Origin of the sequence: Streptomyces sp. NBC_01283 (assembly GCF_041435335.1) — a bacterium.
In the GTDB taxonomy this organism is placed as follows: Bacteria; Actinomycetota; Actinomycetes; order Streptomycetales; family Streptomycetaceae; genus Streptomyces.
Genome location: NZ_CP108430.1, coordinates 9,397,138 through 9,409,821, shown reverse-complemented (window position 1 = coordinate 9,409,821; position 12,684 = coordinate 9,397,138). Strand labels below are relative to the sequence as shown.

5 protein-coding genes are annotated in these 12,684 nt (G+C 72.7%); 4 read left to right on the top strand and 1 reads right to left on the bottom strand.

All coding sequences use genetic code 11. From position 1 onward, the window contains the following. The first annotated feature begins 28 nt into the window (after window positions 1–28). From OG302_RS42410 to OG302_RS42395, 4 genes are all read left to right on the top strand, one after another. Window positions 29–4,285 carry a KR domain-containing protein gene (locus OG302_RS42410; RefSeq protein WP_371749978.1) on the top strand — a complete coding sequence of 1,419 codons (4,257 nt, stop codon included), beginning with the start codon at window positions 29–31 and terminating at the stop codon, window positions 4,283–4,285. Then, window positions 4,282–9,342 (top strand): SDR family NAD(P)-dependent oxidoreductase, encoded by a 5,061-nt coding sequence (locus tag OG302_RS42405; RefSeq protein WP_371749977.1) that lies wholly within the window; start codon window positions 4,282–4,284, stop codon window positions 9,340–9,342. The genes OG302_RS42410 and OG302_RS42405 overlap by 4 nt, the downstream gene beginning before the upstream one ends. Continuing rightward, window positions 9,339–10,574 (top strand): alpha-hydroxy-acid oxidizing protein, encoded by a 1,236-nt coding sequence (locus OG302_RS42400; RefSeq protein ID WP_371524546.1) that lies wholly within the window; start codon window positions 9,339–9,341, stop codon window positions 10,572–10,574. Before OG302_RS42405 ends, OG302_RS42400 begins: the two co-directional genes overlap by 4 nt. Before the next feature lie 184 nt (window positions 10,575–10,758). After that, window positions 10,759–10,944: a transposase gene (locus tag OG302_RS42395; protein ID WP_371524548.1), complete on the top strand. Its 186-nt coding sequence runs from the start codon at window positions 10,759–10,761 to the stop codon at window positions 10,942–10,944. Window positions 10,945–11,364: 420 nt separating this feature from the next. Here OG302_RS42395 and OG302_RS42390 read toward each other — a convergent pair whose 3' ends face one another. Continuing rightward, the gene (locus OG302_RS42390) at window positions 11,365–12,657 is read right to left on the bottom strand and encodes an activator-dependent family glycosyltransferase (protein ID WP_371524550.1); all 1,293 of its coding nucleotides are present in this window, start codon (window positions 12,655–12,657) and stop codon (window positions 11,365–11,367) included. Between the last annotated feature and the right edge of the window lie 27 nt (window positions 12,658–12,684).

The following is a 12,684-nucleotide window of genomic DNA, read 5'->3' as shown; positions in this document are numbered from 1 at the left end:
GCAGCCGGAGTCGCTCGGCATCATCAAAATGACCATGGCCATCCACCACGGCCAACTCCCCAAAACCCTCCACACCAACCACCCCTCCCCCCGCATCGACTGGACCCAAGGACACCTCAACCTCCTCACCCACACCCAACCCTGGCCCCACCACAACCGCCCCCGCCGAGCCGCCATCTCCTCCTTCGGCCTCAGCGGCACCAACGCCCACCTCATCCTCGAACAACCACCCCACCCCCCCACCACCCACCAGAACAACAGCGACACCACCGGCGACAAGGACGGCTCCTTTCCCTGGCTGCTGTCCGGTCAGACCGAACAGGCGTTGCGTTCCCGGGCCGCGCACCTGCACAACCACCTCACCGCCCACCAGGATCTGGCCACCGCCGACATCGGCCACTCCTTGGCGACCACCCGCACCACCACACACACCCACCGCGCTGCCGTCCTCGTCACCGGGCGCACCGAGGCCCTGCGCGGCCTCCAAGCCCTGGCCCAGGGGGAAGCAGCGCCTCAGGTCCTCACCCGTACGAGCACCTCGGCAGTCGACGCGACCGCATTCCTCTTCCCCGGCCAGGGCAGCCAGTACCCGGGGGCCGGCCGCGACCTCCACGGCCGCTTCCCCGCCTTCGCCCGCGCCTTCGACGAGGCCTGCGCCCATCTCGACCCGCACCTCGAACACGCCCTCAAGGACGTCCTGTTCGCCGCGCCCGGCACCCCGGAATCCGCGCTGCTCGACCAGACCGCCTACACCCAGCCCGCGCTCTTCGCCCTCGAAGTCGCGTTCTTCCGGCTCCTCGAGCACCACGGGGCCGCCCCCGACCTGCTGCTGGGCCACTCCATCGGCGAGTTGGCGGCCGCCCATGTGGCGGGTGTCCTCGATCTGGCGGACGCCTGCACCCTCGTCGCCCACCGGGGCCGCCTGATGCAGTCCGCGCCGACGGGCGGCCGCATGGTGGCCGTGGAAGCCACCGAGGAGGAGATCCGCGAGGCTCTCGCCCTGTATGCAGGCCGGCTGGATCTCGCCGCCGTCAACGGGCCGCGGGACGTGGTCGTCACGGGCGACGCCGAGGCCGCCGAGGAACTCGCGCAGGCTTGGCGCGCCAGAGGCCGCAGGGCCACCGAGCTGAAGGTCAGCCATGCCTTCCACTCCCCCCACATGGACGGCCTGTTGGAGGACTTCCGTCACGTAGCCGCCGGGCTGACGTTCCGCGAACCGCGTATACCGGTTGTCTCCAATCTCACCGGTCGCGTCGCCACCGGGGCGATGCTGACGGACCCGGACTACTGGGTGCGCCAACTGCGCGGCACCGTCCGCTTCCACGACGGCGTGCGCTTCCTCGAATCCCGGGGTGTCACCGAGTACGTCGAGATGGGGCACGGGGTCCTGTCCGTCCTGGCGCGCCGCAGCCAGGGCCCCGACTCCCCCGGCATCGTGACCCCCCTGGTGCGCCGCGGCCACGACCCCGTCAGTACCGTCACCACGGCCCTCGCCCGGCTGGCTCTGAACGGTGCCCGGCTGGATCCGGGTGCCTCCTTCCCCGGCGGCCGCCGGATCCCGCTGCCCACCTATCCCTTCCAGCGTCAGCACTACTGGCTGAGCACCCCGGCTGCGGGCGACGGCACTGCCCGGTCCCACCCGGTACTCGACGAGGCTCTGGAGCCGGCCGACGCAAGCGGGCTGGTGTTCACGGGTCGTCTGGACGCCGAGGACATGCCGTGGCTGGCCGACCACACTGTGGCCGGGATCCCGGTGCTGCCCGGCGCGGGCATCGCGGAGCTCGCGCTGAGTGCCGCCCGCCGGGCCGGTGCGAAGCAGGTGGCCGAACTCACCCTGGAACAGGTCCTGCCGGTCGCCCGGCCCACCGACATACAGCTGATCGTCGGCGCTCCCGACGAGGACGGCAGCCGTCCGCTCGCGCTCTACTCCCGTGCGGCGGGCACCCGCGGTGCCGCGTGGACCCGGCACGCCAGCGGAACGCTGTCGGACGCGGGAGCGGCAGAGGTGGCCGAACTCCCGTCATGGCCGCCGAGCGGGGCCTCACCGGTAGCGGTCGACGACCTGTATCCGCGGCTCGCGGAGCGCGGTTACGCCTACGGCTACACCTTCCGGGGGCTGCGCGAGCTCTGGCGCGACGGCAGCGATCTCTACGCGGTGGTGGCATCGCGCGCGAAGGCGAGCCGTGACGGCTTCCAACTGCATCCCGCCGCCCTGGACGCGGCCCTGCACGCGCTGGCCGCCGCCGACGGGGACGCGTCCCGGCTCCTCGTGCCCTTCGCATGGCAGGGCCTGACGCTCCACGGGCCCGGCAACGGCCCGCTCCGTGTCCGTCTGCGGCGTGGTGCGGACGACTCCTGCTCCCTGCTCGTCGCCGACGACACGGGTGCCCCGGTCCTCAGTGTGGACAAGCTCGTCCTGCGCGAGCTCAAGCCACCCGCCCCGTCCGCGGCGAGCGACTGCGCGCTGTTCGCCCTGGACTGGACCGATCTCGCTCCCAACACGCCGCTGCTGAGCGGCACGTGGGCTGCGGTGGGCCCGGGCGCCGAGGCGCTGCCCGAGCTCGTGCAGGCGGACGGGACAGCGGCACGCGTCCACACCGGTCTCGACGCCCTGCTCCGCTCCGTCGACGGGGGCGCCGCGGTCCCCGAGGTCGTCCTCGCGTTCGTCACGGCTTCCCCGCCCGGCGGTTCCGGGCCGACCGGGGCCGCCGCCCATGAGGTTCTCGGTCTCCTCCAGCAGTGGCTCTCCGACAGCCGGTTGGCCGCCGGCAGGCTCGCCCTGGTCACCCGGGACGCGGTGGCCGCGCCCGGCGACACCCGTTCGGACCCAGAGCACGCCGCAGTGTGGGGCCTGGTCCGCGCCGCGCAGTCGGAACACCCCGGGCGATTCACCCTGATCGACGGCGACGGCGCCCCGCAGTCCGTCCGCGGCCTGCTCAGGGCCGCCGCCTCGAAGGAAGCCCAACTCGCCCTCCGGGGCGGCCGGTTCCTCTCACCCCGCCTGCGCCCTCACCGCCCGTCCCCCTCCGGCCGCGCCCCCTTCGACCGGCACAGCCGTGTCCTGGTCACCGGCGGCCTGGGCGCCCTGGGACGACTGGTCGCCCGTCATCTGGTGGACCGGTACGGAGTCCGCCAGCTGGTGCTGGTCGGGCGGCGCGGCCCGCACACACCCGGCGCGGCGGAGTTCGCCTCCGACCTCGAGACCGCCGGCGTGCGAGTGACGGTCTCGGCAGGCGATGTCGGGGACCGCGCCGCCCTGGCCGCCATCCTGGACGGCCTCGACGAGCCGCCGACCGCGGTGGTGCACGCGGCCGGCGTCCTCGACGACACCATCGTGCAGCGGCTGACCCCCGAACGCCTGGACGCCGTCCTGCGGCCAAAGGCCGACGCGGCCGTCCATCTTCATGAACTGACCCGGCATTCGGGCCTGTCCGCCTTCGTCCTGTTCTCGTCCTTCTCCGGCACGCTCGGCCTACCGGGGCAGGGCAACTATGCGGCGGCCAACGCCTACCTCGACGCTCTGGCGCTGAAGCGCCGTGCCGAAGGGCTGCCGGCCACGTCACTGGCCTGGGGGCTGTGGGATGCCGGAGAGGGTCTCGGCAGCGGGCTGGGCACGACGGAGCTGCAGCGCCTGGCCCGCCACGGAGCTGCCGCGCTGTCGGTCGAGGACGGCCTGGCCCTCTTCGACGCCGCCGCCGCGGACACCGCGACCGTCCTGCTGCCCGCCCGCCTCGACACGCGGGAACTGACGGCGGAGTCGGCCCCGCCCCTCCTGCGCGCGCTCGTCCCCGCCGCCACGAAGTCCCGCCGCTCGGCGCCCGCCCCGTCGGCCCCGGGCGCATCCGCCGCGCTGCGCCGCCGCCTGGCCGATGCGCCCCGTACGGCACGCCAGCACCTCGTCCTTGAGGCGGTACGCGCCGAAGTGGCCGCCGTCCTTGAGCTCTCCGCTCCGGATCAGGTGCCGGCCGGCGCACGCTTCCAGGACCTGGGCGTCGACTCCCTGACCGCGCTCGAACTGCAGCAGCGGATCACCTCGGTGACGGGTGTGCGACTGGCCTCGACAGCCGTCTTCGACCACCGCAGCCCCGCCGCCCTCGCGGATCGCCTGATGGCGGAGCTCGCCGCCGAGAACGGCGAGGAGCAAAGCCCGGTTGAGCCGGACCTCGAACCGCCGTCCGAGGACACCTCACTGGACACGATGAGCAGCGAGGAGCTGGTCCGCCTGGCCTTGGGGACGGACCGCGGTGAACGCACCCCGACACAGATCGACGGAGAGTCCCGATGACGGCATCGCACGACGAACTGGTCGACGCACTGCGGGCGGCCCTGAAGGACAATCAGCAGCTTCGTGCCGCGGCCACGAAGGCGGAGCACGACGTTGGCCCGATCGCCATCGTCGGGATGGCCTGCCGCTACCCCGGCGGAGTCGAGTCCCCGCAGGACCTGTGGCAGCTGGTGATGGACGAGCGCGACGTGATCGGGCCGTTCCCCGAGGACCGCGGCTGGGACCTGTCCTCGCTGTACGACCCGGACGCGCAACGGCCGTGGACGTCGTACGTCAAGGAGGGCGGATTCCTCGACGACGCCACGGGTTTCGACGCCGAGTTCTTCCAGATCTCGCCGCGCGAGGCGCATGCGATGGACCCGCAGCACCGGCTGCTGCTGGAGACCGCGTGGGAAGCGTTCGAGGACGCGGGAATCGTGCCGTCGGCACTGCACGGCAGCCGCACGGGCGTTTTCGTCGGCACCATGTACGACGACTACGGCTACCGTGTCCTGCCGTCGCCGGTCGAGTACGAGGGCTATATGGCCCTCGGCAGCGCGAGCGGCTTCGCCTCCGGGCGTATCTCCCATGGCTTCGGGTTCGAAGGTCCTGCCATGACCGTGGACACGGCCTGTTCCTCCTCCCTGGTCGCCGTCCACCTGGCCGCCACCGCACTGCGCCGGGGCGAATGCTCCCTGGCCCTGGCGGGAGGGGCCACGACCATGGCGACACCGGTGTCGTTCGTGGAGTTCAGCCGTCAGCACGGCCTGGCCCCCGACGGCCGCTGCAAAGCATTCGCCGCCACCGCCGACGGCACCGCCTGGTCCGAAGGCATCGGCATGCTCCTCCTCGAACGCCTCTCCGACGCCCACCGCCTGGGCCACCCCGTCCACGCCGTCATCCAAGGCTCAGCCCTCAACCACGACGGCGCCGCCAGCGGACTCACCGCCCCCAACGGCCCCTCCCAACAAGCCGTCATCCGCGCCGCACTCACCGACGCCCACCTCACCCCCGACACCATCGACGCCATCGAAGCCCACGGCACCGGCACCGCCCTCGGCGACCCCATCGAAGCCCACGCCCTCCTCGCCACCTACGGCACCAACCGCAACCCCCAACACCCCCTCCACCTCGGCACCATCAAATCCAACATCGGCCACACCCAAGCAGCAGCCGGAGTCGCCGGCATCATCAAAATGACCATGGCCATCCACCACGGCCAACTCCCCAAAACCCTCCACACCAACCACCCCGCCCCCCGCATCGACTGGACCCAAGGACACCTCAACCTCCTCACCCACACCCAACCCTGGCCCCACCACAACCGCCCCCGCCGAGCCGCCATCTCCTCCTTCGGCCTCAGCGGCACCAACGCCCACCTCATCCTCGAACAACCACCCCACCCCCCCACCACCCACCAGAACAAGGACAAGGACAAGGACGCGGGGCCGCTGCCCGTCGTCCCCGTCCTTCTGTCCGGGCACAATCCGGCCGCGCTGCAGGCCCAGGCCCGCCGGGTCCTCGACTCGCTGACCACTGCGTCGGCCGCCCCCGCGGACCTTGTCGACCTCGGCTTCTCGCTTGCCACCACCCGCAGCCACCTCGCGCACCGCGCGGTCCTGCTGCCCAGCGAGGAGGGCGGCCTGCTCGACGGGCTGCACGCCCTGGCGGCGGATCCGGATGGTGCCGCGGCCATACGCGGCCGGGCCACAGAGGGGCGCACCGCCCTCCTGTTCTCCGGGCACGGCCTCCAGCGGCCCGGCACTGGCCGGGAGCTGTACCGGACGTTCCCGGCTTTCGCCTCCGCGTTCGACGCCGTCTGCCGCGAACTCGACGACCACCTGGACCAGCCCCTGCGCACGGTCCTCTTCGGCTCCGGGACCGCGCTGCTCGACCGCCCGGAACACTCCCAGCTCGCGCTCTTCGCCTACCAAGTCGCCCTGTTCCGCCTGCTGGAGTCCTGTGGGGTCGCGCCCGTGGCCGTCCTCAGCCACTCCGTCGGCGCGATCTCCGCCGCTCATGCCGCCGGCGTGCTCTCCCTCGCCGACGCGGCCGAACTGGCAGTGGCCCACAGCCGGTTGGCGAAGGGGCTTTCGGGAAGCGGAGCCGCGGCCGTCAAGAACCTGAGCTTTTGTGAGCCGGAGCTCACGGTGGTCTCGGGCCTCACCGGACGGGCGATGCGGGAGAACGAGTTCGCCGACCCCGACCACTGGGCCCGCCAGGCGGTCGAGACGTTCCGCTTCGAGGACGGCGTGCGGTCCCTGAGCGACCTGGGATGCAACCGGCTGGTGGAGGTCGGCCCGTCCGGCGAACTCACCGGCATGGTCGCCGACTGCTTCGCCGGCCAGGCCGCACCGACGGCGGTCGCGGCGCAGCGCGACCAGGAGCCGGAGGCCGCCACGCTGGTGACCGCGCTCGCCCGGCTGCACTCGGTCGGCGCCGACGTCGACTGGGCCGCCGTGTTCGCGGACCGCGGCGCGCGTCGGATCCCGCTGCCGACGTATGCCTTCCAGCGGCGCCGCTACTGGATCGACGCGCCGCAGCGCACAGCTGCCCGCCCGGCCGGGATCACCGATCTCGACCACCCGATCCTGGCCGCCGCCACGGAGGTACCGGCGCCGGACGGGGTCATGTTCACCGGACGGCTCTCGCACGCCACGCTCCCCTGGCTGGCCGACCACCGGGTCGCCGGCAGGACGCTGCTGCCTGGCACCGCCCTGCTCGACGCGGTGGTGAGCGCCGCCCGTGTGACGGGCGGCGACACGGTCGAGGAGCTCGTCCACGAGGAGCCGTTGGACGTGGTGGACGGCGCGGAGTTCGACCTGCGGGTCTTCATCGCGGCGGCCGACGCCGACGGCCGGAGCGCCGTCACCGTGCACGCCCGCCGGGCGGACACCGAGGAGTCGGCCTGGATCCGGTGCGCCCACGGCACTGTCGCCCGGCTCGGATCGGAGCCCGGCGCCGAGCCGCGGCGCGGCCTCCCCGTGGCGGCCGCGCCGCTCGACCTGCCGCCCCACGAGCTCTACCGCACCCTCGCGGACCGGGAGTTGGCGTACGGACCGGCGTTCCGCGGTGTCGGCGCGATGTGGAGCTCCGGCCCGGAGACCATCGCCGATGTGACCCTTCCGGACGGGGTGCGGCCCGGCACGCACGCCCTGCACCCCGTGCTCCTCGACGCCGCCCTGCACCCGCTCGCCGCCGAGGGTGCCGCGGGCCCCGGCCTGCTTCCGCACATCTGGCGGGACGTGCGGGTCCGGGCCGCCGCCGGCGCCGCGGCCCGGGTGCGGGTCCATCTGACACCCGCGGGCCACGACGTGGTCTCGGCCGAGTTCACCGACCCCGACGGCAGGCCGCTGGCCTCGATCGGCTCTCTCATCCTGCGGCCGGTCCCGGCCGCCGACGCCGGTCCTTCCGGCGCGCCGGAGGCCGACGGCCTGTTGGTGCCGTACTGGACGCCGGTCTCCGAGCCGGCCGGCGTCGCGCCGGACACGCCGTGGACCGACCTCGCCGAGGCGTTCGCCGCAGGTGGAGCACTCCCGCGGACGACCGTGCTGACGTGCCGGACCGACAGGGCCGGGACCCCGGCAGCGGTCCGGGAGACCCTGCTGGAGGTGCTGACCGCGGTCCAGGGCTTCCTGGCTGACGAGCAGGAGGAGGACGCCCGGCTGGTGGTGGTCACCCGCGGCGCCGTCGCCGTGGGGAACGAGCAGGACCCCGGCATACGGCCCGCCCACCGCGCCGTGTGGGGACTGCTCCGGTCCGCGCAGGCCGAGTACCCGGGCCGGTTCGTCCTGCTCGACGAGGACGGTACCGCCGCCTGCCGCGAGGCGTTCGCCGCCGCGCTGGCCTCCGGCGAGAGCCAGCTCGCGCTGCGTGAGGGGACCGCGTACCGGCCGGCCCTCGCCAGCGCCGCCGGCGCCCCGGTCCCCGGATGTACCTGGGACCCGACAAGAGCGGTGCTGATCACCGGTGGGCTCGGCTGGCTCGGCCGGATCACCGCCCGGCACCTGGTGGAGCAGCACGGTGTGCGGCAGCTGGTCCTGATGGGGCGCGGCGCCCCCGGCCTCGACGCGGAGCGCGTCATCGCGGACCTGCGGGATCTCGGTGCCAAGGTCCGCACGGTGGCCTGTGACGCCGCCGACCGCGAGGCACTGGCCGGGGTTCTCGACAGGCTTGCCCGCTCCGGTGTCCGCATCGGCGGTGTCGTCCATGCCGCGGGTTTCCTCGAAGGAGGTCTGCTGACCGACCTGACGGCCGACGACCTCGACCGGTCGCTGCGTCCCAAGGTCGACGCGGCGTTCCATCTGCACGAACTGACCGCCGACCTGGACCTGTCCGCGTTCGTCGTCTACTCCTCGGTCGCCAGCACGCTCAACTCGGCGGGGCAGGGCGCCTATGCCGCCGCGAACGGGTTCCTGGAAGGCCTGATGGAGCAACGGCACACCGCCGGCAAGCCCGGCGTGGCCATCGTGTGGGGCCAGTGGGATGTGTCGGGAGGCATGGGCAGCACCCTCACGAACGCCCAGATCGACCGCATGGCCCGGGTCGGCGTCCTGCTGATACCCATCGAACAGGGCCTGCGCTTCCTCGACGCGGCGGTGCACGGGATTGAGCCGGTGGTTGTGGCGGGACGCTGGGATCGCGGCGCCCTGGCCGCACAGCACCGCGGCGGCACTCTCCCGCGCATCCTGGAGTCCCTCCTGCCCGCCGACGCCGGGAAGCCAGGGGGAGAGGAGGATCCGTCCTCGACCGAGCTGCCGCACGACCACGGGGACACCGCGGCCGCGGAAGGCGGCGACACAATGTTGGAGCGGCTCCTCGCCGAGGTCGCCGCAGTGCTCGGCCACGCCTCCGCCGACGCGATCGACCCGGACATCGCCTTCGACCACGTCGGCATGGACTCGCTGGGGGCGGTGGAGCTGCGCAACCGGCTGATGGCCACCATCGGGCTGCGCCTTCCGGCCACTTTCGTCTTCGACTGGCCGACCCCCCGGCTCCTGGCCGATGTCCTCGGTCAGGAGCCGCCGTCCGACGGACGGACCACCACCGAGAACGGAAACGGAACCCCGATGCCATGACCGAGCACACCCGCACCGCAGCCCCGGCCGGACCGACGAGCGCGTCCGACCTGGTGCGCGAGATATACCTGGCGGGCCCCGACAGCCGCAAAGGTCAACTCACCACCGATCTCACGGCGTTGGAGGACGCGGCCCGTGCGGTCCTCCCGCCCGCGGTGTCCGGCTTCGTGGCCGGCGGCGCCGGGACCGGGGCCACCGGGCGCGCCAACCGGGACGCTTTCGACCGGTGGCGCCTGCTGCCCCGGGCACTGCGCGGCTTCACGCGGCGCGACCTGACAGTGGACCTCCTCGGCCAGACCCTGCCCGCACCGGTCCTGTTGGCACCGATCTCCGCACAGACTGCCGTGCACCCCGAGGGTGAGATCGCCACCGTCCGGGGCGCGGCCGACGCCGGGCTGCCGTTCGTGCTGTCCTCCTACTCCTCGCACAGCCTCGAGGAGGTGGCCGCGGCTGCCGGGCCGGGGCCCCGCTGGTTCCAGCTGTACTGGCCCTCGGACGACGAACTGGCCGCGTCCCTGGTCCGCCGGGCCGAGGCGAGCGGCTACACGGCGCTGGTCCTCACCGTCGACAATCCCTCCGTCGGCTACCGGCCCGCGGACCTCGATCACGGCTACCTTCCGCTGATACGCGGCACCGGGCTCGCCAACTACACGAGTGATCCCGTGTTCCGGGCGGCGCTGCCGCCGGATGCCGGCCCCGAGTCGGTCGTCAGGCACTGGGCCCGGGTCAACGGCAACCCGTCGCTGACCTGGGACCGACTGAACCAGCTGCGCGAGTGGACGAGTCTTCCCCTTCTCGTCAAGGGGGTCCTGCACCCCGACGACGCGCGCCTGGCCGTGGCCAACGGGGCGGACGGCGTGATCGTCTCCAATCACGGGGGACGCCAGCTGGACGGCGCGGCGGCTTCCCTGGACTGCCTGCCCGCAGTGCGCGCCGCGGTCGGCGGCACCGTCCCTGTGCTGATGGACTCCGGTGTCCGCACCGGCACCGACGTCGCCAAGGCTCTGGCCCTCGGCGCGGACGCCGTCCTCCTCGGCAGGCCCTACCTGTACGGACTGGCGCTCGACGGACGTCCCGGCGTGCGGCACGTCCTGCGGTGCCTGCTCGCCGAGCTCGACGTCGCTCTGACGCAGATCGGCTGCGGCAGCGCCCGGTCCCTGGGTCCGGAGCTGCTCGCTCCGGCGGGACCCCTGGGCGGGCCGCAGCCGACAGCACGTCAGGATCGCTCGTAGTGCTTCGTCAGGTGTACTGATCTTGCCTGGCCAGAGGCATGGCGTCGGCTTGCGCGGCCCCTCCTGATGCTGGAGGGACGGCGTAGGCCGATCCAGCCGATGGCCGAGCGGCTGCCGGACGGGAACATGCGGCAACGGATCGCGCGACGGCTGTGCGAGGAGGTCCGGCCCGCTGGAGCGGCAGTTGTATCTGCCCGGGGAGTGGACCAGCGATGCGGCCCAGCGCCGCAGAGCCGGCGTCCCGCAGTACGTCACCTTTGCTGCCAAGACCCAGCTCGCGCTGGACTTGTTGGATCGCCTGGCTGTGTGGGACCGGCCTATGGCGGGCTGGGCCCGGCGCCCCTGCCCCGCTACCGCACCCGGCCGGTAACACTGCCTCAACCGGCAGCCGAGCACGGCGTGTTCAGCGAGGTGTCCTGGCGGCAAGGCCGCATGCGCTCTCGCTTCGCCGTCCTTGAAATCCAGCCGGCGGGCAAACAGTCCCTCCGCCATGCCCAGGAACATGGCGGAGGCCACTACGCCTGGGACGGGGTGCCGGCGGGGCCGGCACCATCACGTCACCCTCGTCGGCGCCTGCTGGCTCAGCCTCCAAGAAGGCTGGTGGCGCCTGTTTCCGCGAGACGGCCCTGGCCGGCCGGTCCTTCGCCAGCCCGGACGGCATCGCCAAAGGCCACCGCAATGGCCACCGCTCAGCTCAACACCCGCGCCCGACCTTGGATCTAGGGCCGCGCGACACCCCGTCCCGCCCCCGGCGATGCCGCTACCGGAACGTTCTTCGAGGAACGCAGCACTAGCGTTCCACGATCCGTTCCAGTTCCCGGACGACCTCGGCGGGTGACGGCTGCGCCGCCAGCTCCTGGCCGAGCCGTCCGGCGGCCTCCCCGAACGACGGATCCTCCAGCAGCCGCACCAGCTGCTCCCGCACCCGCCCCCCGTCCAGGTCCTCCGGAGCGTCCCCCCGGATCCACAGGCCGGCCCCGGACCGCTCCAGCCGCGGGCCACGCTCCCCGATATCGGTCATGGCGCGGCCGATCACCAGCTGCGGCACCCCGTGCGCGATCGCCTCCAGGAACCCGGGCACGCCGCCATGGTGGATCACAGCCGAGCACGAGGGGACGACGGCGTGCAGCGGAACGAACTCCACCAGCCTGGTATTGCCGGGAACCCGCTCCAGCTCCCGCTGGAACTGCTCGGGCAGCGTCACCACCAGCTCGATGTCCAGATCAGCCAGCGCATCCAGCATCCCCTGCAGCTGCTCCAAGGAGGACGCGGCCGTCGCCGGGTCCGTTGCCAGGCTGAGTCCGAAGGTGGCCAGGACGCGCCGCTTGGCCGGGTCGCGTCGGGCCCAATGCGGCACCACCGACGGCCCGTTGTAGGGGACATAGCGCAGCGGAAGATGCGGCGACGGCGACTCCAGCCGCATCGAGCCGACCATCTGCTCGATCGCGAACTGCCCGGTCACCATCTCCTCGGAGAACTCGGCACCGAACTTCTGCGCCCACTCCCCCAGCCAGTCCCCCAACGGGTCCTCGCGGTCCTCGGGCGCCTGCTCCTGACGCACCCGCAGAAAATGCCGGCGGGCGCGGTCCTCGACGGCCAACTCGGTGCGCATGCGCCCGTGCGGCACTCCGACCGCCGTGGCCGCGATCGCGCCCGCGTGGCTCAGCCAGTCCCAGAGCACCAGGTCCGGCTGCCACCAGCGGCAGTACTCCACCAGCTCCTCGACCATCGCATCATTGGAGGCCCGGGAGGTGGCGGCCAGGAACCGGCTCCCCCACCGCAGGCGCTCCCAGGTGAGGATCTCTTCGCGGTCCTCGCACACGTCGACGAGGATGTCGTTCTGCTCGCCGTGGGCTTCGACGAGCTTCTGGTACACCTCCCCCTGCTCGCGTTCGACCCTCCCGAAAACGGGTTCTTCGGGACCTACAGGTACGGCCGGCAGACCCGAGGCGGTGACGGCGTCCGTCAGCTCCGGGCCGCTCGCGACCCGGACCTCGTGGCCTGCCGACTGCAGTGCCCAGGCCAGCGGCACCATGTGCTGCAGGTGGGTTCGCCAGGGAAAGACTACGAACAGGACGCGCATGGCGCTTTCCTCCTTCGAAGCGAACTC